Genomic DNA, 21,701 nt, shown 5'->3' on the forward strand with positions numbered 1-21,701 from the left:
CGCGGATGCCCGCTCACTCGCCCGCGGCGATCACGTCCGCGACGTCGACGCCCGCGACGTCCTTCGCCATCTCGGCCAGTGCGTCGGGCGTGAGCGGGACGCGACGGCGCGCGATCTCCCGCGCGACGTCGTCGAGCGAGTGCGCGCCCTCGGAGCGCTCCTGGAGGGCGGCGTCGAGGCGCGCGTAGAGCGCCATGCCCGCCGATGCGCGCAGCTCGCGCTTGCGGCGCTGCCGGCGCGCGAGCGTGCGGTGGCGCGCGAGCGTCGCCTCGTAGCGCGATTCCGAGATCGTCCCCGAGCGGTGCAGCAGCACGACCGAGTAGTACTCGACGAGCCCCTCGACGAGCCACTGGTGCGCGGCGTCGGCGCGCGCCGCGAGCGTGCTGTGCAGCACCTCGTGCAGGACGGGGCTCGTGCCGTCGGCCGAGATCAGCGGGCGGTCGGAGTGGAGGTAGGCGGAGCCCGGGCCCGAGAGGCCGCCGCGCCACATCGGATCGCCCGCGCCGACGATCAGGTAGCGCGGCGGGAGCTCGCCGAGCAGGTCGCGCAGCGACGGCGCCGCCCAGTGCAGGAGCGCGAGGATGTCGTTGCGCCGCATGTGCTGCGAGCGCGGCGCGGCGATCGCGACCTTCATGCCGAGGATGTCCTCGCGCAGCACGCCGAGGTCGCCGATCGCGATCCAGCCGGTCGGTCGGTCGAAGCGCCGCAGCGGGTTGTCGACGACGTACTCGCCCGTCGCCGTCTGCGCGTAGGGCGTCGCAGCGGCCCAGCCTTCGGGAAGCCGCAGGCGCAGCCGCGTCTCGGACGTCTCCCGGCCCTTCGTCGTGACGCTCGCCGGCGGAACGAGGTCGTCGCCGCGGAAGAGCGCCCACTTGCGCGTGCACCAGGCGTCGTAGGTGCGCGGGTTGCGCAGGTGCTCGATGCGGAAGCGATAGCGGAGCGAGCCGCCCGAGCGCGGAGGCGTCCACGCGACCTCGTCGCCGTTCACCTCGACGGTGCCGTTCCCCTTGAAGTCGAGGTGGCGCTCGGGGTCGATGCGGAAGACGACCTTCTCGACCGCGCCGGAGCCGTCGCCGAGCGAGAGCCGCACGTGCGCGGTGCGCTCGGTGGCGACGATGCGCGCGTCGACGCGCAGGTCGTAGGTCGCGGGCGTCGCCTCGGCCTCGTCGTCGGTCGCTTCCTCGGCGTCGCCCGCGTCGGGACGCGCGCCCTCGGCCATCGCGCTCGCGTCGGCGGCGTGCGCGTCCGCCTCGCCTTCGTCGTCCGCGCGCGCGCCCGAGGCGACCGCGACGGCGAGCGCCGCTCCGAGCAGCGCGCCGGCGACGCGCCGTCCGCCGCGCATCGCGCGCTCCGATGCCCTACGCCACATCGCGCCCCCCAAGCTCGCTCGCGTCCTCTGCCGCGCCCGCCGCGCCCGCGCGCCGTGCGATCGCGACGCCGAGCGCGATGCGCGCGCGCCAGTCGAGCTCGGGCCTCGCCTCGAGGTCGATGGCGTCGAGCCGGCGCGACAGGCCCGCTCCGTTCGCGAGCTGGATGGCGAGGCCGGGTCGCGCGTTCAGCTCGAGCACGAGCGGGCCGTGCGACGCGTCGACGACCACGTCGGCGCCGACGTAGCCGAGGCCCGTGCAGTCCGCCGCGCGCACCGCGATCTCGAGCACCTTCGCGAAGTGCGGCAGCCGGCGCCCCTCGATCGGCTCGAGCGTGTCGGGGTGGCGATCGATCGGGTGGCCGTGCTGGACGGCGCGCGTGAGCCGGCCCGTGGCCAGGTCGACGCCCGCGCCGAGCGCGCCCTGGTGCAGGTTCGCGCGCCCGCGCGACGCGCGCGTCGGCAGGCGCGTCATCGCCATCGCCGGCACGCCGCGGTAGACGACGACGCGGATGTCGGGCACGCCGTCGACCGCGATCGCCGCGAACGACGGGTCGACGTGCAGCAGCTCCTCGGCGAACGCCTCGTCCGGCTGCCCGCCGAGCGCGTAGAGGCCGGAGATGATCGCGGCCGCGTGGAACTCGAGGTCGTCGCGCGTCAGCACGTCGCCGCCCGCGCGCACGAAGCGGCCGTCCTCGGTGCGTCCGCGCACGACCAGGATGCCGTTGCCCATCGCGCCGCGCGCGGGCTTCAGCGCGAAGCCCGCGGCGTCGAGCAGCGACGCGACGAGCTTCGGCACGTCGCCCTGCGCCGACGCGACGCCGAGGATCTTCGCCGTCGGGATGCCGGCCTTCTCGCACAGCGCCTTCGTCGCGAGCTTGTTGTCGACGAGCGGGTAGCGCGCGCGGTCGTTGACGGCGAGCGTGTAGTGGACGTTGCGCTCGTTCATGCCGAGCACGCCGAGCTCGCGCAGTCGGCGCGGCGACGCGAAGAGGCTCACGGTGCGCCGCCTCCCCCGACGCCCGCGCGCGCGGGCGCGAACGTGCGGAAGCGCAACAGCTCGGAAAGCCGGTAGCCCGTGTAGCCGCCGATCCAGATCAGCAGCCCGGCCACGACGAGCACGAGCTCGGGGAAGCCGAACATCCAGTGGTCGAGCAGCGCGTTCTGCAGGATGGGGTGGATCATCGCCGCGACGGCGAACGTCCACGCGAGTCGCGTCAGCGCGTGGCGCGCGCCCTCCTCCTGCAGCGTCACGGTGAAGCGCTCGACCAGCATGACGAGGATGACGACGGGCAGCAGCGAGCCGCCGAAGAGCGCGGCGATCTCGCTCTCGCGCCCGACCACGGCGAGTGCGGCGAGCCCGAGCACGACGACGCACAGCAGCACGCACAGGCGCGGCACGAGCAGCAGGTGCAGGCGTCCGAGCAGGAGCCGGCTCAGCAGGCCGAGCGATGCGACGGCGACGACGAGCCCCATGCCGGTCACGAGGTCGGTCAGCCGCAGCGCGAGCGCGAACAGGATGGGCGTGAACGTCCCGAACGTGCGGATGCCGACGACGTTGCGAAGCACGGCGATGCCGAGCGCGCCGATCGGCAGCAGCAGCAGCACGCGCAGCGCGGCCTGCGTGGCGAGCGGCAGGCGGAAGAGCGACAGCCGCGCCGCGATCGCGTTCGGCGGCGTCATCAGCGTCGCGAGCTCGTCGTGGCCGAGCCACTCGCGCCGCGCGCGGTGGCGCGCGTCGACCGCGTTCGTGCTCGTCGACGACAGCGTCGGCCCCTCGTCGCGCGAGAGCGCGAGCCAGCGCGCGGGGCGAAGCCCGAGCAGGCCGTCCTCGGGCGACATCGGCACCCACTCGCCGATCCACGCCTCGACCCACGTCTTCGGGCGCGGCCGCCCGTTGTCCTGCAGGTCGAGCCCCTGCACGCGCCGCGCGGGAACGCCGCTCGCGCGGAGCATCGCCGTCAGCAGCCGCGCCTTGCCGACGGGGCTGCCGACGCGGTGGGCGAGCGCGATCAGCGCGTCGTCCGACTCCTCGTTGTCGAGCGACACCTCGTTCGCGACGAAGGCGAAGATCGCGCGCACGGTGCCGGCCGGGTCGTCGCCCGCCGGCAGCGAGAGCGAGCCGAGCAGCGACGCGAGCTCGCGCGACTTCGCGGGGATCGTGGCCGTCGAGATCAGGAAGCTCTGCGCGATCTCGTCGGGCACCTTCGGCATCGGCGTGCTCGGGAGCGCGAGCTCGACGCGCTGCAGCTCGACGCGATAGGCCTGGCGCAGCTCGACCATGCCGTCGAGCCGCCCGCCCCACACCGCGACGCGCCCGCCCGGCTCGTTGCGCACCGAGTGGTCGAGCTGCTGCGAGACGACGCCCTCGTCCATGATGCGCTGGCCGGGCTCGGTCGACGGCAGCGCGGCGCGCACGCTCCCGCGCTGACCGCGCCCGCGCACGGAGATCTCGAGCTCGACGCGCCACAGGCGCTCGCCCTGCGCCGGGAGGAGCGGAACGCGCGCGACGAGCACCTTCCACGCGAACACCGACGCGCCGAGCGCGATCAGCGCCGCGCCCGTCCATCTCACCGACGGCAGCATGCGGGGGCGTCCTGCACCGCGCGCGCGGCGCGCGGCGGGCGGCTACTCGGGGCGTTCATCGGGCTCCACTTCCGGATCCTCGGGGCGCACGTCGCCCTCGAGCGCCGAGCTCGGCAGGCCCGCGCCCTCCTGCGCGGCGAGCGCGAGGTGGAACGCGGCGAAGCCGGGCATCACGACCTGGTCGAGCGCCTGCCCGATGATCGTCCCCGCGTAGGGCGAGCGGATCTCGCCGCGCGCGCTCGACAGCGGGTCGATCACCGTGCCGAGCAGCTGCCCGCGCTTCACGGTCTCGCCGATCTGGACGATCGCGAGCATGAGCCCGCCGCGGTCGACGCGCACCCAGTGCGTGCGGCGGATGACCTGGCGCGGCGGCGTCGGCTCGGCGTACGGCTGCAGCATGCGCAGCGCGTGCATCGCGCGCGTCGTGCCGGCGACCCCCTGCTCGATCTCGTCCTCGCGCAGGCGCATCGGCTCGCCCGCCTCGTAGATCACCGACGGGATGCCCGCGTCGGCGGCCGCGCGCCGCAGCGTCCCGAGCCGCCCGCGGTTGTGCACGACCAGGTCGGCGCCGAACGCCTTCGCGAACTCCGCGGTCTTCGCGTCGTCGAGGTTCGCGCGGATGTGCGGGAGGTTCGTGCGGTGGAACGAGCCCGTGTGGAAGTCGATCAGGTACGTGCACGGACGGATCACGTCCTCGAACAGCACGAACGCGATGCGCGAGGCCGAGCTGCCCGTCGTGCGGCCGGGGAAGTAGCGGTTCAGGTCGCGGCGGTCGGGCAGGTAGCGGGAGCTGCGGTTGTAGCCGTGCGGGTTCGCGATCGGCACGGCGACGAGCGTCCCGGCGAGCAGCTCGGGGTCGAGCTGCTCGACGATGCGGCGGACGATCTCGACGCCGTTGAGCTCGTCGCCGTGGATGCCGGCGACCAGGCAGAGCGTCGGGCCGGGCAGGCGGCCTCGCGTCACGAAGACGGGCGTCTCGACCGACACGCCCGCGAACGATTCGCTCGAGCGCACCTCGAAGCGGCGCTTCTCGCCGCGCGGCGTGCCGAACTCGGGAGCGGGCTCGCGCGCCGCTGCCGGCGGCGTGGCGACGGCCGCGGCGAGGAGGACGACCGCGGTGGCCGCGAGCGCGCGCATGGCGCGCATGGTACTGCGTCCCGCAACGGTCGCGCGCCGCGACTTCCGGAACGCCGTCCGCGCGGGCGCGGGCGACGCCGGCTGCCGCCGCGCGGCTCGACGCGGCACCGGTCGGTGCGATGCCGGTCGGCGCGAGGCGGCGGCGGCGGTGCTCGGCGATACTCCGCGCCCACCCCGGCCCGGAGCGCCCCCCTCATGAAGATCGCCATCCTCTCGCGTGGCACGCGCCTGTACAGCACGCGCCGCCTCAAGGAGGCCTGCGCGGCGCGCGGTCACAAGGCGAAGGTGCTCGACACGCTCGACTTCGCGATCGAGACGCAGCAGGGACAGCCCGAGCTCTTCTACAAGAACCGCCCGCTCTCGACCTACGACGCCGTGATCCCGCGCATCGGCGCGTCGATCACGCTCTACGGCACGGCCGTCGTGCGCCAGTTCGAGCAGATGGGCGTCTTCTGTCTCAACAGCTCGCAGGCGATCGGCGTGTCGCGCGACAAGCTGCGCTCGATGCAGATCCTGAGTCGCCACCGCGTCGGCATCCCGCGCACCGCGTTCGTGCACGAGCTCGACGAGATCGTGCCGACGATCGATCGCATGGGCGGCCCGCCCGTCGTGATCAAGCTGCTCGAGGGGACGCAGGGCATCGGCGTCCTGCTCGCGGACACCGCCAACGTCGCGCAGTCGATCATCGAGGTGTTGCGGAGCGCGGCCAACCAGCACGTGTTGATCCAGGAGTTCGTGAAGGAGAGCAAGGGCCGCGACGTGCGCGCGTTCGTCGTCGGCAACCGCGTCGTCGCGGCGATGCGCCGCGTGGCGCAGGGCGGCGAGTTCCGCAGCAACGTCCACCGCGGCGGCCGGGCCGAGGCCATCGCCCGGCTCGACCCCGAGTTCGAGCGCACGGCCCTCCACGCGGCGCAGATCATGGGCCTGCGCGTGGCCGGCGTCGACATGCTCGAGGCGGCGGACGGGCCGCGCGTCATGGAGGTGAACTCGTCGCCCGGCCTCGAGGGCATCGAGGCGGCGACCGGCGTCGACGTCGCGGGCGCGGTCGTCGAGCTGATCGAGGAGGAGGTGCTCTTCCCCGAGGTCGACATCCGCCAGCGCCTGACGCTGCAGAGCGGCTACTCCGTGCTCGAGGTGCCCGTCGACGACCGCTCGGAGCTGTGCGGCAAGTCGATCAAGGAGACGGGGCTGCGCGACCGCGACGTGGTCGTCATGGCCATCCACCGCGGCAGCGTGTCGATCCCGAACCCGAAGGGCTCGCGCGAGATCCTGGCCGGCGACGTGCTGCTCTGCTTCGGGAAGACGCTGCACCTCAAGAGCCTCGCGCCGCGGCGCCGCCGGCCGCCCGGGCGGCGGCGCGCCTCCGCGCCCGCGCCGCCCGTGCGGCTCGCGGGCGACGAGCCGGTCGCGAGCGTTCCCGCGCCCGAGGCGCCCGAGGCGCCCGCGGTCGGCGACGCGGCGGCCGGCGCGTCCGGCGGAGGCGCGCCGAGCGATGGCTGAGCGCGCGCCGCTCGTCATCGCGGGAACGCCCGTCGCGCCGGGCCAGCGCGCGAACGTCCGCATTCCCGTCGCACGCCGCATGACCTCGGGCGAGGTCGAGATCCCCGCCTGCGTCGTGCGCGGGAAGCGCGACGGGCCCGTCCTCTTCGTGTGCGCCGCGCTCCACGGCGACGAGATCAACGGCACGGCGATCGTGCGCGAGCTGCTGCGCATGCCGCAGCTCGCCGGGCTCGCCGGAACGCTGATCGCCGTGCCCGTCGTGAACGTCTACGGCTTCGTCTCGCACAATCGCTACCTGCCCGATCGCCGCGATCTGAACCGCTCCTTCCCCGGCTCGGCGACGGGCTCGCTCGCGAGCCGGCTCGCGCACGCGTTCGTGAGCGAGGTGGTCGAGAAGAGCACGCACGGCGTCGACCTGCACACGGGCGCGCTCCACCGCGCGAACCTGCCGCAGGTGCGCGCGATGCTCGATTCGAAGGAGGTCGTCGCGATGGCGCGCGCCTTCGGCACGCCGGTCGTGCTCGACTCGCCGCTGCGCGACGGCTCGCTGCGCGAGGCGGCGCACGAGCGCGGCATCCCGATGGTCGTCTACGAGGGCGGGGAGGCGCTGCGCTTCGACGAGCTCGCGATCCGCGCGGGGCTGCGCGGCGTCGTCGCCGTGATGCGCGAGCTCGGCATGCTGCGCGCGTCGCGCCGCGCGAGCGCGCCGCGCAAGCCCTACGTCGCGCGCGGCAGCCAGTGGGTGCGCGCGCCCGAGACGGGCGTGCTCGTCACGCGCGTGCGGCTCGGCGCGCGCGTCGAGAAGGGCGCCGTGCTCGGCGCGATCTCCGACCCGCTCGGCGAGGACGAGACGCTCGTGCGCTCGCCGATCGACGGCGTGCTGATCGGCCGCACGAACCTCCCGCTCGCGAACGAGGGCGACGCGCTCTTCCACGTCGCGAGCTTCCGGCGCACGCGCACGGTGGCCGAGGAGGTCGAGACCTTCCGCGAGGAGGTCGTCGCGGACCCGGAGCTGCTGTAGCGCGCGCTCGCTTGTCGCGCGCGCACGCGCGCGCGAAGCTCGCGCGCGGAGGTCTCCGCATGCCCGTCACGACCGAGCGCCGCGGCCGCATCCTCGTCGCGCGCCTCGACCGCCCCGAGAAGCGCAACGCCATGAACGCCGAGATGACGCGGGGCCTCGACGACGCGATGAACGAGCTCGAGGACGACGACGCGCTCTGGGCCGGCGTGCTCGCCGGCGCCGACGGCGTCTTCTCGGCGGGCAGCGACCTGCGCGACGGCCAGCACAACACGACGGAGCGCGGCGGGCCCTACGGCGTCGTGCGGCGGCGGCGCGCGAAGCCGCTCGTCGCCGCGGTCGACGGGCTCGCCTACGGCGGCGGCTTCGAGATGGTGCTCGCGTGCGATCTCGTCGTGGCCTCGCGGCGCGCGAGCTTCGCGCTGCCCGAGGTGAAGCGCGGCCTCTTCGCGCTCTACGGAGGGCCGCTGCGCGCCGCGCACGCGCTGCCGCTCAACGTCGCGCGCGAGCTCGCGCTGACCGGCGACCCGCTCGCGGCCGAGCGCGCCGAGCGGCTCGGGCTCGTGAACGTGCTGTGCGAGGAGGGGCGCGCCGTCGACGAGGCGGTCGCGCTCGCCGAGCGCATCTGCGCGAACGGCCCGGTCGCCGTGCGCGCGACGCTGCGCGCCATCAACGAGCCGATCGAGGCGGCGGACGAGCTCGCGTGGGAGGTCTCGCGCGAGGGCGCCGAGGCGATCTTCGCCGCCGAGGACACGCGCGAGGGCGTCGCCGCGTTCTTCGAGAAGCGCGCGCCGCAGTGGAAGGGACGCTAGGGCGCGACCGGCGCGAGGAGCTCCGCGAGCCGCGCGCTGTAGACGCTCGCCGCCTCGTGCGTCAGGTGGTTCGGCGAGTCGTAGAAGTCGTCGAGCGCGTAGAAGAACTCCTCCGGCTCGCCGAGCAGCGCGACGTCCATGTCGGCGTAGAGCGCGCGGATCGCGCCCAGCACGTCGCCGCGCGGCGCGTCGCCGACGTAGGCGGCGGGCCAGACGGCGACGACGTCGACGCCGCGCGCGCGCGCCTCGCGCACGAAGCGGCGGAGCTCGCGCACGGACTCGTCGCGCTCGTCGACGCGCAGGTCGGCGAGCCGCAGCGGCGCCTCGGCGATGCGCGCGAAGCGGTCCGCGCGGCGGTCGGCGCGGCGGTTGCCCGTCCAGTCGCCCGCGCTCGAGAACGTGCCGCCGTCGGCGTTCGTCGCGAGGTGCCAGGCGACCGGCGGGGCGGGCCACGCCTGTGGCCCCGCGACGGCGCGCACGGCCTTGCGCGCGTAGGCCTCGACCACCTGCGCCATGTCCTGGCGCGCGAGGAAGGTGAGCTCGTAGCGCAGCGGCAGCCGCCAGAAGCCCTGCGTCGGACACGAGAAGACGAGGTCCTTCACCACCTGCTGCTGCACGTCGAGCGTCGTCGCGCGCTGGTAGGACCAGTGCGGGAGCGACAGCACGACGAGGTCGCCCGGCCGCGCCGCGCGCGCGGCCGCCTCGAACACCATTCCCGTGCTCAGGTTCGCGATCAGCCCGAAGTTGATCGCGGGCCGTTCGAGCGCCGCGCCGATCTCGTCGGCGCGCACGCTCATCAGCACGTTCGAGAGGCCGACGAAGAGCACGCGCCCTCGCGCGTCCGGGGCCGTGTGCGCGGCGAGCGCCTGCTTGAACGCGAGGAAGTCGCACGCGTGGAGCGCCGCGCCGTTCGCGATGCGCTCGTCGCGCCGCGCGAGGTTGAGCGCGAGCCACGCGGTCGCGACGCACGCGAGCGCGGCCGCGACGAGCGCCGCGAATCCGACGGCCGCGCGCCACCCGCCCCGCTCGCGCGTCCCGCCCTCGGGCGGGCGCGCTCTAGAACTGGAAGTAGATGAACTGCTGGGTTCCCGCATCGAGCGAGCTCCCGACGATGGCGAACAGCAGGACGCCGAACGCGAGCGCGCTCGGCACGGCGCCGATGCGACGCGCACCGAGCTGCAGGTGCACGACCGGCCGCGACGCCTCGCCTATGAGCTCGCGCGAAGTCGGCAGCGTCCACACGGCCGCGAAGCCCGCGGCGAGCCAGAGCGCTTGATAGGCGCCCGCGAACGTCGGTGCGTCCCCGCCCGCGCCGTGCGCGCCCGCCATGCTCGCGAGCATGGCGGCCGCGGTTCCGAACGAATCGGCGCGGAAGAAGACCCAGGCCACGACGACGGCGAGCGTCGTCGCGAGCGTGGCGAGCGCGCGGCCCGGCGCCGAGGTTCCCGTCCATCCCCGCGCGCGCCGCAGCCTTCGGAAGCCGTGGTTCGCGACGAGCAGCGCGCCGTGCAGCCCGCCCCACGCGACGAACGTCCACGACGCGCCGTGCCAGAGGCCGCCGAGCAGCATCGTCGCCATGAGGTTCGCGTAGCGGCGCGGGCGGCCGTGGCGGTTGCCGCCGAGCGGGATGTAGACGTAGTCGCGCAGGAAGCGCGAGAGCGTCACGTGCCAGCGTCGCCAGAAGTCGACGATGCTCGTCGCCTTGTACGGCGACAGGAAGTTGTCGGGCAGGGCGACGCCGAACATGCGACCGAGACCGATCGCCATGTCCGTGTAGCCCGAGAAGTCGAAGTAGATCTGCAGCGAGAACGCGAGCGTCGCGCCCCAGGCCGCGAGCGCGCCGAGCGGTGCGTCGGCGCCGCCGCCCGTGCTCGCGGCTGCCGCGGCGAAGCCCGGGTCGGCGAAGAGCGCGAGCCGGTCGGCGACCACGACCTTCTTGAAGAGCCCGACGACGAAGATCGCCGCGCCCGTCGCGAGGCGCGCCGCATCGGGGCGCAGCGCGTCCGCGCGCCGCAGCTGCGGGATCAGCTCCTCGTGGTGGACGATCGGCCCCGCGATCAGCTGCGGGAAGAACGCGATGAAGAGCGCGTACTCGAGCAGGCCGTAGGTGCGCGCGCGCCCGCGCTGCGCGTCGACGAGATAGGCGACGTTCTGGAAGGTGAAGAACGAGATGCCGATCGGGAGCGCGACGTCGAGTGCGGGCGACGCGCGCCCCGCGATCCAGGCGACGTTGTCGAGGAAGAAGCCCGCGTACTTGAACCAGCCGAGGAGCGCGAGGTTCGCCGCGACGCCGAACGCGAGCACGCCGCGCGCACCGCCCTGCGGCGCCGCGCCCTCGAGCCGCCGCCCGACGGCGAAGTTGAACGCGACCGAGCCGCCGAGCAGCAGCGCCCACGCCGGCACCGCCCACGCGTAGAAGACGAAGGAGGCCGCGACGAGCCACGCGATCGCGGCCCGCCGCCCGAAGAGGCGATCGAGCGCGAAGGTGCCCGCGAGCACGGCGGGCAGGAACGCGAACAGGAACGCCGCGGAGTGGAAGAGCACGCTTCACATCCTGCGCCGGTGCGCGCGCCGCGTCGAGCGCACATCGCGCGCCGTGCGGGCGCACGCCTTCGGTGCGTGCCGCGCGCTCAGAACGGCCAGACGAGCCCGCGGAAGACGGAGACGAGCCCGCGCAGCGGCAGCTGCGGCGGATACATCACCGTCATGTGGCCGACGCTCGTGAAGAGGAGCGTCGCGGCGACGACCGCCGCGCCGCGCAGTCCGAGCTTCGCCGGGCGCTTCATCGCCCGCGTCGCGATCACGGCCGTCCCCGTCATCGCCGCCCAGACCGCCCACGGCACGATCGCCGTCCACGGATACCACGCGAGGCCGAGCAGCTTGAGCCCGCCGACCCAGTGGTAGACGGCGACCGCGCCGAACACCGCGAACGTGTTGCGCCACTCGAGGTGGCGCTGGCCGTCGCGGCCGCGGATCAGCGCGCCGCCGAGCGGCAGGTAGATGAAGCGCCGCAGCCAGACCATGAACGTGATGTTCCAGCGCCGCCAGAAGTCGGCCGGGCCCCACGCGAGGTGCGGGGCGTCGAAGTTCTCGGGCAGGTCGACGCCCGCGAGCCGCCCGAGACCGATCGCCGCCTCGGTCCACGCGCTGAACGCGAGGTACCACCACAGATAGGTATAGATCGCGTTCGGCCACGCCATGAGCGGGTTCGTGCGCGATGCGACGCCGAGCTCGTCGCGGTACGAGAGCAGGACGCCGTAGGTGAAGGCGCCGAGCGCGAGGCCGACCGCGAGCCGGCGGAACGCCGTCGCGACGCCGGACGGTCCGACGTCGACGCGGCGCTCGGCGAACTCGAGGTGCGTCACGATCGGGCCGTTCAGGAAGGCGGGGAAGAACGTCATGAAGAGCGCATAGTCGGCGAAGCGCGGCGTCTCGGGCTCGCGGCGCCGGCTGCGGTCCCACGCGTAGCCCCAGAAGCGCAGCATCGTGAGGTTGCTCGCGAACGCCACGAAGTCGCGCGGCGGGCCCTGGTAGCCGGGAAGCGCCGGCAGCAGGAAGATCGGGCCGAGCGCGTGCGCGGCGACGAGCGCGACGAGCAGCGCGCTCCGCACGTGGCCTTGCGGGACGCGCTCGACGACCGCGTAGAATACGACGAGGTACGCGGCGAAGATCGCGGCGACCGAGGGGAGCGAGAGCAGCGCGAGCGCGGCGAGGCTGAGCCCGACGAGCCCCCACGTGCGCACCGCATGCGGCGCGAGGCGGAGCGGGGCGGCGAGCGCGGCGAACGCGAGCCCCGTCGCGACGTACCGGACGAGGATGCCGGACTGGCCTAGCAGGAAGGGGCGCAGCGCGGGCGGAAGCGCTTCGATGATCGGCGCGAGGTCCATGGCAGGTCGCCACCGGCAGCGCCGCAGCGCGCGAAGTCGAGGCCCCGCCGCGAACGTGCGCGGGGCGCGGCGGCGAGCCTAAGGCGCGGCCCCGGGCTTGTCGACCAACGCGAGCGCGCGCGCGCCGGCCGCGCGCGCGCCGACGGAGACGATCGTGGACTGGCGCGAGCTCGACCTCTTCCACCCGACGCCCGAGCACCGCCTGCTCGCCGACACGCTGCGCGAGTTCGTCGCGCGCGAGGTCGAGCCGCGCGCCGCCGAGCACGACCGCGCCGAGCGCTTCGATTCCGAGCTCTTCCGCAAGGCGGGTGCACTCGGACTGCTGGGCGTCACGATCCCCGAGGCCTGGGGCGGAGCGGGCCTCGACGCGACCGCGGCGGTGCAGGTCTTCGAGACGCTCGCCTCGTCGGACCCGGGCTTCGCCTTCTCGGTCCTCGCGCACTCCATCCTCTACGCGCACGGCGTCGCCGCGAACGGGAGCGACGAGCAGCGCGCGCGCCTGCTCCCGAAGGCCGTCTCGGGCGAGTGGCTCTGCGGCATGGCCATGACCGAGCCCGAGGGCGGCACCGACGTCATGGCGATGCGCACGCGCGCCGAGCGCGACGGCGACGACTACGTCGTCACGGGCACGAAGACCTTCATCACGAACGGCGGCACGGACGACGGCGCGACCGGCGACGCCTTCGTCGTCTACGCCGCGACCGGGCGCCGCGGCATCACGCCCTTCGTCGTCGAGCGCGGCATGGAGGGCTTCGCGCTCGGCCAGAAGTGGCGCGACAAGCTCGGCGTCCGCCAGTCCTTCACGGCCGAGCTGCTCTTCGACGGCGTGCGCGTGCCCGCCGCGAACCGCCTCGGCGAAGAGGGCTTCGGCGCGATGGCGATGATCCGCACGCTCGAGATCGAGCGGCTCACGCTCGCCGCCCTGTCGCTCGGCATCGCGCAGCGCTCGCTCGACGAGATGGTCGCGCACGCGAGCGAGCGCAGGAGCTTCGGCGTTCCCATCCGCGAGCACGGGCAGGTGCAGCGCTACATCGGCGAGGCGTTCGCGGAGTATCGCGCCGCGCGCTCGCTCGTCTACGACGCCGCGCGACGCCTCGACCCGGCGTCGTCGACGAGCCGACTCGACGGCGACGCCGCGAAGCTCTTCGCGTCGCAGGCCGCGAAGCGCGCCGCCGACGCCGCCATCCAGGTGCTCGGCGGCTACGGCTACATGGGCGAGTACGTCGTCTCGCGCCTGTGGCGCGACGCGAAGATCGTCGAGATCGCGGGCGGCACGCTCGAGGCCCACCACCGCAACATCGCGCTCGGCCTCGCGCGCGCGCCGGGGCTCGTGCGGGAGTAGGTGCGCGCGCCGCGCAGGCGCGCGCGGCGACTTCGATGCTAGGCGAGCGCGCGGTCGACGAGGTCCGCGACGTCGCGCAGGATGCGCACGCGGCCGAGCGCGCTGTCGTCGAACTCGACGCCGAAGTGGCGCTCCATCGCGATCACCATCATGCCGAGCTCGAGCGAGTTGGCGAGGTTCTCGACGCGCGCGTCGAGGTCGACGCCGTCGAGCGCGAGGCCGAGGTGCTCGGCGACGACTTCGCGAACCTGCTGGTCGACCTGGGCGCGATCCACGCGGCCTCCGCCGTGGTGAGGGGGGCGCACGATACCGGCGGCGTTCGCGGGGCGTCAACGCGGCGCGCGCGGCCCGCGATGCGGGCGCGCGGCCGCCGGCAGTGCGCGCGCAGGCCGCGCGCACGTCGCGCGGAAGGCCGGCGCATCGCGCTGGAACCGCGGCCGGCGCGCCTCTAGGCTCGCGCGCGATGAGCCGCCGCCCATGACGCTCGACCGCGCGCCCGCCCCGCTCGACGTGCTCGACACGGCCCCGACGCTGACGGCCGCGCTGCGCGCGCTCGTCGAGGCGCGCCCCGACGCGACGGCGCTCGTCGTGCTCGACCGCCGCGGCCGCGAGCGCGCCGTGAAGCTCGCCGACCTCTGGCGCCGCGCGGGCGCCTATCGCGCGCACTTCGCGGCCCTCGGCCTCGCGCCCGGCGAGGTCGTCGTGCTCGTGCTGCCGACGGGCACGGACCTGATCGAGGCCTACTTCGGCGCCGTGCTCGCCGGCGGCATCCCGGCGCTGCTCTCGACGCCGCAGCGCCGCATCGCCGACCCCGACGTGTTCACGCGCCGCGTCGCGCACGTCGTCGCGAACTCGACGCCGCGCGCGCTCGTGTGCCCGCCGGACGTCGCCGCGATGTTCGCGGGCGAGCGCGCCGCGCTCCTCGGCGCGACGCGCGTCGTGCTGCCGGAGGACGTGCGCGACGCGACGGACGCCGGCGCGTCGCCGCCCGCGCCGCACGACCCGCGCCCCGACGAGCTCGCCACGATGCAGTACTCGTCGGGCACGACGGGGACGCCGAAGGGCGTGCTCGTCACGCACGCCGCCGTGATGGCCGACCTGCGCGGCATGGCGCGCGCGCTCGCGCTCGGGCCCGACGACGTCGGCGTGAACTGGATCCCGCTCTTCCACGACATGGGCCTGTTCGGCGCGTTCCTGCTGCCGCTCCTCGCCGGCTGTCGCACGGTGCTGATCCCGACCGAGGAGTTCATGCGCGACCCCGGCTGCTGGCTGCGCGCGATCGCGTCGCAGCGCGGCACGTTCTCGTGGGCGCCGAACCTCGCGTATGCGCTCTGCGCGACGCGCCTCTCGGACCGCGACCTCGCGGGCCTCGACCTCTCGAGCTGGCGGATGGCGATGAACGGCTCGGAGCCCGTGCTCGCGAGCACGCTCGACGCGTTCGCACAGCGCATGGCGCCCTACGGATTCGCGCCCGAGGCGATGAGCCCGGCGTGGGGGCTCGCCGAGGCGACGGTGCTCGGCACCGTGCACCCGCCGGGCGAGCCGCCGCGCTGCGAGGTGCTCGACCGCACCGCGCTCGCGCGCGACGACCGCGCCGTTCCGGTCGCCGGCGACGGGGTGCAGGTCGTGTCGGTGGGGCGGCCCATTCCGGGCTGCGAGCTCGAGGTGCGCGACGCGAGCGGCCGCGCGCTGCCGGACCGCGGCGTCGGCGAGCTCTGGCTGCGCGGCCCGTCCGTCTTCGCGGGCTACCACCGCGACGCCGAGCGCACCGCGCGCACGCTCGTCGACGGCTGGCTGCGCACGGGCGACCGCGCCTATCTCGTCGACGGCTACCTCTACTTCGTCGCGCGCGAGAAGGATCTGATCGTGATCGGCGGCGAGAAGTACGTGCCCGACGACGTCGAGAACGCGATCAACCGCGTGCCCGGCGTGCGGATCGGATGCGCGGTGGCGTTCGGCCTGCTCGACGAGGCCGCGGGCACCGAGGCGATCGCGGCCGTCGTCGAGACGCGCGAGACCGAGCCGCGCGCGCTCGCCGTGCTCGAGCGCGCGATCGCGGACGCCGTGCTCGGCGCGACGGGCGTCGCGCTGCGCCACCTCCTGCTCGTGGCGCCCGACGGCGTCGAGAAGACGACGGGCGGCAAGCTCTCGCGCAGCGCGACGCGCGAGCGCTACCGCGACGCGCTGCTCGCGGGCCCGGGCGCGGGCCGCCGCGCGTAGAACACGAGCAGCGCGACGAGCGACGCGGCCGACAGCACGTGCCAGATCGCGTGTCCCTGGATCCAGTGGTCGTCGGGGTCGCACCACGCGCGCGAGAGGTCGGCGGCCGAGAACGCGGCCGCCGCGGCGAGCAGCGCGATCGCCGCCGCGTACGCCGCATAGCCTGCGCGCGGGCCGCGCCGCCACAGCACGGCCTCCTGCGCGATCGACGCGACGATCAGCACGAACACGGTGGCCTGGATCGGCGCGCCCGACCAGAAGAGCGGCGGCACGCACGCGCTCGCGAGCGCCGTCCCGCCGAGCCAGACGGCGCGCTCGCGCCCGGGCGCCACGTGGCCGAGCCGCACGGCGTTGCGCGCCAGCACGAGGAAGCAGAACACGAACATCCCGACGAAGTCGAAGAACTGCAGCATCCACGTGTAGGACATGTGGTACGCGAACGAGAAGACGCCGACGAGCGCGGAGGCGGGCGCGAAGTGCGCGAGGTCGGCGCGCCCGCGCGCGAGCCGCCACATGACGAGCGCGCCGACGAGGTAGGCGACGTTCGACCAGGTGTCGGCGGGGTTCACGATCCAGGCGCAGAGCTCGCGCTCGCACCAGTCGAGGTTCGGCGGCGTGAACCCGCTCCACGGGCAGCCGGGAGCGAGCGGAGGGGCGAGGGCCGGCACGCGCGCAGCCTAACACGGAGCCGAGCCGCGTCGGCCGCCGCGGCGGGCTAGGATCGCGCGATGCGCCCCGACGGCCCGCCCGCCCCGTCCGAAGCGCCTCGCGCGCGCGGCGCGGGGGCGCTCGTCGCGGCGGCGGTCGCCGTCGCGACGGGTCTCGTGGCGTGCGCGATCGCGACCTCGCAGGGCCCGTTCGGGGCGACGGTCGGCGGCGCCGACCTCTACGCCATGTATCTCGCGAAGCACGACCTGATCGCCGCCACCTGGCGCGCGGGCCGGCTCCCGCTGTGGAACCCGTACGAGTTCGCGGGCCTTCCGCTCCACGGCACGTCGCAGGGCAGCGCGCTCTACCCGCCCGTCGTCGTTCCCAACCTCTTCCTCGATCGCGAGTCGGCGCTGCAGGTCGCGTTCTGGCTGCACGTCGTCGGATTCTGCGTCGGGCTCGTCGCCTACCTGCGCGCGCAGGGCATCGCGCTCGCGGCGGCGGCCGTCGGTGCCTTCCTCGGCATCGCGTGGTTCTTCGAGTCGGCGGGTGGCGCGGCGACGAACCAGGCGCACTACTGCTTCGAGATCGCGTGGGTGCCGGCCATCCTGCTCGCGTGGCATCGCTTCGCGGGCGGGAGCGCGCGCGCGGGCGTCGCGCTGCCGCTGCTCGTCGCCGCGCAGTGGCTGCCCGGCTATCCCGAGTTCCCGATGGACACGGCCGTGCTGCTCGGCATCGTCGCGCTCGCGACACCCGGCCCGCCGCTCGCGCGCCGCGCCGCGTGGGTCGTCGGGCTCGTCGCACTCGGCGCGCTCGTCGCGGCCGTGCAGCTCGTTCCGCTCGCCGAGGCGACGCGCGAGAGCATCCGCATCGACTGGGCGCGCGAGGGCTTCGATCCCATCCTCTCGGGCTTCGCGATCGGCCTCGCGAACCTCGACGACCGCGCGCTCGGCCTGTTCGGCGCGGCCGGGCTCGCGCTCGTCGCCGTCGGCGCGCGGGTCGCGCGCGGCGCCGAGCGCGGCTGGCTCGCCGCCTTCCTCGTCGCGTTCTTCGCGGCGACGTGGCCGCTCTCGCTCATGTACGAGGTCTATCCGTATCGCCTGTTCCGCTTCGCGTGGGGCTGGGTGCACATGGCGCCCGTCTTCGGCGCGTGCCTCGCGGCGCTCGCCCTCGACCGCCTCGCGTTCGCGCGCCGCGACGGCGCGCGGCCCGCGCGCTTCGCGATCGCGGCGGCGCTCGCGGTCGCCGCGGCGGCCGCCGCCTACGGCCGCGCGTTCGACGCGGGCATCGCGCTCGCGGCGGCGGTCGCGCTCGCCGTCGGAGTCGCCGCTCCGGCGCGCATGTCGCGCTTCGTCGGCCCGCGCGCGCCGCTCGCCGCGGCGGCGCTCGTCGGCCTGCTCGCCGTCGCGCCCGTCGCGTTCGGCCTCCGCGATCTCACGGTGCGCCGCGCGCAGCGCGCGCCCGACCTCGAGGCGCAGGCCGCGCGCGCCGCGCTCCTCCGCGAGCTGCGCGCCTCGCTCCCGAACGACCCGCGCGTCTTCGGCGAGACCGAGCTCCGCGCGGGGAGCTTCGTCGCCGATCGCCTGCCCTCGCCGCTCGGGCACGAGGCCGCCGTGCCGCCGCGGCGCGTCGCCGAGCTCGTGCGCAGCGTCGGCATGTGGGCCGTCTTCAACCACTTCGAGGAGCGCGCGCGGCTGTGGAACGGAATGGCCGACGCACCCGGGGTGATGGCGTCGCTCGGCATCGGCATCGTGACGGGCACGCCGCGCGAGGTGCGCCCGCTGCTCGCGGCGGGCTACCGCGTGGTCGGACGCTTCGCGGACGGCGGCGTCGCCGTCTATCGCGAGCCCGTTCCGCGCGCCGCCGTCCACCATCGCATCGTGCGCGCGCGCGACGAGGCCGAGAGCCTGGCGCTCGCGACCGCGCCGGGCTTCGACCCGTTCCGCGAGGCGATCGCGCTCTCGGACGCGCCGATCGAGGCGGAGCCCGCGCCGCCGGGCGCGCGCGAGGAGGCGCGCGTCGTCGTCGACGAGCCCGAGCGCGTGGTCGTGCGCGCGACGCTCGCGTCGCCGGGCCTGCTCGTGCTGCGCGACGCGCAGTACCCGGGCTGGAGCGTGCGCGTCGACGGCGCGCCGCGCGCCGGCGCGACGGCGAACCACGCGCTGCGCGCCGTCGCGCTCGCGGCGGGCGAGCACGAGGTCGAGTGGCGTTACCGCCCGGCGTCGGTCGCGCTCGGCGCGGCGCTCTCGGCGCTCGGCCTCGCGCTCGTCGCGGCCGTCGGCGTCGCGCTCGCGCGCGGCGTGGTGCGCGGAGCGTGAGCGCTGCGCTCACGCGCGGCCCGGGCGCCGCGGCGCGCGCGGACGCGCTCGTCGCCGCCGCCATCGCCGCGCTCGGCGCGGCCGTCGCCTGGCACTACGGGACGCGCGGCTTCATGCCCCTCGACCAGTCGATCGTCTTCGACGGCGGCTGGCGCGTCGCGTCGGGCCAGGTTCCCTTCCGCGACTTCGGAACGCCGTCGGGCCTCGTCCCGATCGCGATGCAGGCGCTCGCGTTCCGCGCCTTCGGCGTTTCGTGGGGATGCTATGTCGCGCACGCGTCCGCCGTGAACGCGGTGTACGGCGCGCTCGCGTTCGCGCTGCTCCGCCTCTACGGCGCGCCGCGCTGGCTCGCGGCGGTGTGCGGCGCCGGCTCGACCTGGCTCCTCTATCCGCCGATCGGGACGCCCTACGCCGAGCAGCACGCGTTCGCGTTCGCCCTCGCGGCGTGCGTCGCGGGCGCGCTGTCGGCGCGCGCGGCCGGGCCGCGCGCGGAGCGCGGCGCCGCGCTCGCCGCGGGCGCGCTCGCGTGGCTCGCGGTCGCTTCGAAGCTCAACGTCGCGGCGGCGAGCGCTCCGGCGATCGCGTGTGCGCTCGCGCTCGCGCCGGGCGGCGCGGGGAGCGCCGCGCCGGACGGTGCTCGCTCGCTCGCGCCGGACGGCACGAGGGCCGGCGCGCGGAGCACCGCGCGCGGCGGCGCGGAGCGCGTTGCACTCGCCGCGCTCGGCGCCGCCGCGGCCGCGGCGGCGACGCTCGGCGCGCTCTTCGCGGCCGGTGCGTCGCCCGCGATGCTGCACCTCTACGCGCTCGAGCTCCCGCTCGCGGCCGGCGGCCCGCGGCTCGCGCGGATGGCGACGGCGGCCGCGCTGACGCGCGGGCTCGACGCGCCGCTCGTCGCGCCGGCCGCGACGCTCGTCGCGGTCGCGCTCGCCGCCGCGCTCTCCGCACGCGAGAGGGCGCGCGGCGCGGCGTCGCGCGACGGCGATCGGCCGGGCGCGCGGGTCGCGGCGCCGCTCGCGCTCGCGACCGCGCTCGTCGCGTCGTGCGCCCTCTTCCTCGCGACGGTCGTGAACCAGCCCGAGATCGGCGTCGCGCCCGTCTTTGCCGCGGCGGGGCTCGCCGCGGTCGGGCTCGCGCGCGCGCTCGCAGGCCGGCCGCGCGCGCGTGCGGCCGCGCTCGCCGCCGTCGCCGCGATGGTCGCGGTCGACACCGCGCGCTTCGATCGCGCGGCGGTCGCGCCGCGCAGCGTGCTCGACCTCGCGTTCGACCCGGCCCGCGCCGAGCGGCCGGCGGCGCCCGGCCTCGAGGCGATGTGGTTCCAGGCGCCGCGCCGCAGCCCCGTCTCGGCGCGCGACCTCGACGAGCTGCTCGCGTTCCTGCGCGCCGAGCCCGGCGACTTCGTGCTCGTCGGCGACCACTCGATCCTCTACGGGCTCGCGGGCCGGCCGTCGCTCTCGCCGTCGCTGTGGTTCCATGCGGGGCTCGCGCATCCCGCGCCGTCGCATCCGGCGCGCGCGGCGTGGGAGGCGGCGCTCGCGTCGGCTCCCGCGCGCTTCGCGATCGTCGAGGGCGAGAGGACCTGGATGGGAACGCAGCTCTCGGAGATCGAAGGGCTCGCGCGGCGCGTGCGCCGCCCGGGCCGGCGCTTCGGCGGCTTCCGCGTGTTCGAGCTCGCGCCGGCGTCGCCCGCGGCGCCCGCGGCGCCGCCGGCGCCGGCCGCAGGCGCGCGCTAGTGCGCACCGCGGCGCGCGCGCTGCTCGTGCTCGCCGGCCTCGCGGTCGGGCTCGCGATCGTCGAGCTCGGCGTGCGCGTGCTCGACGCGCGGCGCGAGACGGCCGACCTGCGCGCGCTCCACGTCCTGCGCCCGGACGCGGGCTGGCTGTACGAGCTGCGCGCGAACGCGGTCGCGCAGCCCGCGGGCGGGCCTCGTTATGCGACGAACTCGCTCGGCTTCCGCGATCGCGAACGCGCGCTCGCGAAGCCGCCCGGCGCGTTCCGCGTCGTCGCGATCGGCGACTCGGTGACGTTCGGCTTCGGCGTCGAGCTCGAGGAGGCCTGGCCGAGCCGGCTCGAGGAGCGGCTGCGCGCGGTGCGACCGGACGCCGAGGTGCTCGACCTCGGCATCGGCGGCTACAACCCGTACACCGAGTCCGAGCTCCTGCGCGGGCGCGGGCTCGCGTTCGCGCCCGACGTCGTGCTCGTGCAGTTCTGCGTGAACGACCTCGCCGACCCGACCATCCACTTCGACCACCACGCGCGCACGCGGCTCGGCGCGCTCCCGGACGCGGCCTTCCCCGACCCTTCCCAGCGCACGCACGCGGCGCGCGGCCTGTCGCTGCTCGAGCGGGCGTGCCTCGCGTCGCGCGCGTGCTCACGCGCCTACGACGCGTGGCTCGCGCGCGCGCAGGCGACGCTCGACGAGCCGACGCGGCGCGCCGGCGCGCGTCCGGCCGACGCCGCCGACGGCCCGGCGTGGGACTGGCTCGCGGCGCGCTACCGCGAGATGGCGCGCGCCTCGCGCGCGTCGGGCGCGCGCTTCGCGCTCGTGCTGTTCCCGCACTTCGAGCAGCTCGCGGGCGCGCCCGGCAGTGCGCCCGACCCGCTGCAGCAGCGGCTCGTGCGGCTCGCGCGCGACGAAGGCATCGCGGCGGTCGACCTGCTCGAGCCGTTCCGGCGCGCCTCGCGTGCGGGCCGCCCGCCCATGCTCGACTACTTCCACCCCGACGCGCGCGGCCACGCAATCGCCGCGCAGGTCGTCGCGGAGGAGCTCGGACGCGCGGGCATCCTGCCTTCGGGCGGTGCGCCGGCCGCGGGCGCGCCGGCGCCGGCAGCGGCGAGCGCGAAGGGCGAGCCTCGTTGACGCCGCGGGA

17 protein-coding genes are annotated in these 21,701 nt (G+C 75.6%); 8 read left to right on the forward strand and 9 right to left on the reverse strand.

Features of this window, described 5'->3' with window-relative positions; genetic code table 11:
• Positions 1–13 precede the first annotated feature (13 nt).
• The 4 genes from R3E88_22300 to R3E88_22315 are packed head-to-tail and all read right to left on the reverse strand — an operon-like array spanning position 14 to position 5,098.
• Positions 14–1,342, reverse strand: a complete 1,329-nt coding sequence (locus R3E88_22300) for a hypothetical protein (protein MEZ4219212.1) — start codon at positions 1,340–1,342, stop codon at positions 14–16.
• Positions 1,343–1,358: 16 nt separating this feature from the next.
• The gene (locus R3E88_22305; protein MEZ4219213.1) at positions 1,359–2,366 is read right to left on the reverse strand and encodes an alpha-L-glutamate ligase-like protein; all 1,008 of its coding nucleotides are present in this window, start codon (positions 2,364–2,366) and stop codon (positions 1,359–1,361) included.
• Entirely contained in the window at positions 2,363–3,952 is a 1,590-nt protein-coding gene (locus R3E88_22310) for a UUP1 family membrane protein (protein MEZ4219214.1), read from the reverse strand. Before R3E88_22310 ends, R3E88_22305 begins: the two co-directional genes overlap by 4 nt.
• Before the next feature lie 42 nt (positions 3,953–3,994).
• Positions 3,995–5,098 (reverse strand): succinylglutamate desuccinylase/aspartoacylase family protein, encoded by a 1,104-nt coding sequence (locus tag R3E88_22315; GenBank protein ID MEZ4219215.1) that lies wholly within the window; start codon positions 5,096–5,098, stop codon positions 3,995–3,997.
• Positions 5,099–5,284: 186 nt separating this feature from the next.
• On the opposite strand from R3E88_22315, the gene rimK reads away from it, so the two are divergent.
• The 3 genes from rimK to R3E88_22330 are packed head-to-tail and all read left to right on the forward strand — an operon-like array spanning position 5,285 to position 8,419.
• Positions 5,285–6,589 carry a 30S ribosomal protein S6--L-glutamate ligase gene (rimK, locus tag R3E88_22320; protein ID MEZ4219216.1) on the forward strand — a complete coding sequence of 435 codons (1,305 nt, stop codon included), beginning with the start codon at positions 5,285–5,287 and terminating at the stop codon, positions 6,587–6,589.
• Positions 6,582–7,610, forward strand: a complete 1,029-nt coding sequence (locus R3E88_22325) for a succinylglutamate desuccinylase/aspartoacylase family protein (protein ID MEZ4219217.1) — start codon at positions 6,582–6,584, stop codon at positions 7,608–7,610. Before rimK ends, R3E88_22325 begins: the two co-directional genes overlap by 8 nt.
• A 59-nt stretch (positions 7,611–7,669) precedes the next feature.
• Complete coding sequence (locus R3E88_22330) at positions 7,670–8,419, forward strand: enoyl-CoA hydratase-related protein (protein ID MEZ4219218.1); 750 nt, start codon at positions 7,670–7,672, stop codon at positions 8,417–8,419.
• Here the strand turns inward: R3E88_22330 and R3E88_22335 are convergent.
• From R3E88_22335 to R3E88_22345, 3 genes are all read right to left on the reverse strand, one after another.
• Positions 8,416–9,513: a hypothetical protein gene (locus tag R3E88_22335; protein MEZ4219219.1), complete on the reverse strand. Its 1,098-nt coding sequence runs from the start codon at positions 9,511–9,513 to the stop codon at positions 8,416–8,418. The genes R3E88_22330 and R3E88_22335 overlap by 4 nt on opposite strands.
• Entirely contained in the window at positions 9,476–10,963 is a 1,488-nt protein-coding gene (locus tag R3E88_22340) for an MBOAT family O-acyltransferase (GenBank protein MEZ4219220.1), read from the reverse strand. The genes R3E88_22335 and R3E88_22340 overlap by 38 nt, the downstream gene beginning before the upstream one ends.
• An 86-nt stretch (positions 10,964–11,049) precedes the next feature.
• Complete coding sequence (locus R3E88_22345; protein MEZ4219221.1) at positions 11,050–12,306, reverse strand: MBOAT family O-acyltransferase; 1,257 nt, start codon at positions 12,304–12,306, stop codon at positions 11,050–11,052.
• 97 nt (positions 12,307–12,403) lie between these two features.
• Here R3E88_22345 and R3E88_22350 point away from each other — a divergent pair, with 97 nt between their 5' ends.
• Entirely contained in the window at positions 12,404–13,648 is a 1,245-nt protein-coding gene (locus R3E88_22350) for an acyl-CoA dehydrogenase family protein (GenBank protein MEZ4219222.1), read from the forward strand.
• Positions 13,649–13,686: 38 nt separating this feature from the next.
• Here R3E88_22350 and R3E88_22355 read toward each other — a convergent pair whose 3' ends face one another.
• Complete coding sequence (locus R3E88_22355) at positions 13,687–13,923, reverse strand: phosphopantetheine-binding protein (GenBank protein ID MEZ4219223.1); 237 nt, start codon at positions 13,921–13,923, stop codon at positions 13,687–13,689.
• Between the two features lie 202 nt (positions 13,924–14,125).
• Between R3E88_22355 and R3E88_22360 the strand changes: the two genes are divergently transcribed.
• Positions 14,126–15,868 carry a fatty acyl-AMP ligase gene (locus R3E88_22360; GenBank protein MEZ4219224.1) on the forward strand — a complete coding sequence of 581 codons (1,743 nt, stop codon included), beginning with the start codon at positions 14,126–14,128 and terminating at the stop codon, positions 15,866–15,868.
• On the opposite strand, the gene R3E88_22365 is transcribed toward R3E88_22360, so the two are convergent.
• Positions 15,820–16,536, reverse strand: a complete 717-nt coding sequence (locus R3E88_22365; GenBank protein ID MEZ4219225.1) for a ceramidase domain-containing protein — start codon at positions 16,534–16,536, stop codon at positions 15,820–15,822. The two genes, R3E88_22360 and R3E88_22365, sit on opposite strands and share 49 nt — an antisense overlap.
• Before the next feature lie 60 nt (positions 16,537–16,596).
• On the opposite strand from R3E88_22365, the gene R3E88_22370 reads away from it, so the two are divergent.
• The 3 genes from R3E88_22370 to R3E88_22380 are packed head-to-tail and all read left to right on the forward strand — an operon-like array spanning position 16,597 to position 21,691.
• Positions 16,597–18,834: a hypothetical protein gene (locus tag R3E88_22370; GenBank protein MEZ4219226.1), complete on the forward strand. Its 2,238-nt coding sequence runs from the start codon at positions 16,597–16,599 to the stop codon at positions 18,832–18,834.
• Entirely contained in the window at positions 18,831–20,564 is a 1,734-nt protein-coding gene (locus R3E88_22375; protein MEZ4219227.1) for a hypothetical protein, read from the forward strand. The genes R3E88_22370 and R3E88_22375 overlap by 4 nt, the downstream gene beginning before the upstream one ends.
• Entirely contained in the window at positions 20,564–21,691 is a 1,128-nt protein-coding gene (locus R3E88_22380; protein MEZ4219228.1) for a GDSL-type esterase/lipase family protein, read from the forward strand. The genes R3E88_22375 and R3E88_22380 overlap by 1 nt, the downstream gene beginning before the upstream one ends.
• The last annotated feature ends 10 nt before the right edge of the window (positions 21,692–21,701 follow it).

This window comes from Myxococcota bacterium (genome assembly GCA_041389495.1).
Classification (GTDB): Bacteria; Myxococcota_A; UBA9160; order UBA9160; family UBA4427; genus JAWKRT01.

Excerpts from the sequence above, each read along its gene's own strand:
- R3E88_22370 (MEZ4219226.1), top strand. The coding sequence starts at position 16,597 with ATGCGCCCCGACGGCCCGCCCGCCCCGTCCGAAGCGCCTCGCGCGCGC.
- rimK (MEZ4219216.1), top strand. The coding sequence starts at position 5,285 with ATGAAGATCGCCATCCTCTCGCGTGGCACGCGCCTGTACAGCACGCGC.
- R3E88_22325 (MEZ4219217.1), top strand. The coding sequence starts at position 6,582 with ATGGCTGAGCGCGCGCCGCTCGTCATCGCGGGAACGCCCGTCGCGCCG.
- R3E88_22315 (MEZ4219215.1), bottom strand. The coding sequence starts at position 5,098 with ATGCGCGCCATGCGCGCGCTCGCGGCCACCGCGGTCGTCCTCCTCGCC.
- R3E88_22300 (MEZ4219212.1), bottom strand. The coding sequence starts at position 1,342 with ATGCGCGGCGGACGGCGCGTCGCCGGCGCGCTGCTCGGAGCGGCGCTC.
- R3E88_22335 (MEZ4219219.1), bottom strand. The coding sequence starts at position 9,513 with ATGCGGGAACCCAGCAGTTCATCTACTTCCAGTTCTAGAGCGCGCCCG.
- R3E88_22360 (MEZ4219224.1), top strand. The coding sequence starts at position 14,126 with ATGACGCTCGACCGCGCGCCCGCCCCGCTCGACGTGCTCGACACGGCC.
- R3E88_22345 (MEZ4219221.1), bottom strand. The coding sequence starts at position 12,306 with ATGGACCTCGCGCCGATCATCGAAGCGCTTCCGCCCGCGCTGCGCCCC.
- R3E88_22310 (MEZ4219214.1), bottom strand. The coding sequence starts at position 3,952 with ATGCTGCCGTCGGTGAGATGGACGGGCGCGGCGCTGATCGCGCTCGGC.
- R3E88_22330 (MEZ4219218.1), top strand. The coding sequence starts at position 7,670 with ATGCCCGTCACGACCGAGCGCCGCGGCCGCATCCTCGTCGCGCGCCTC.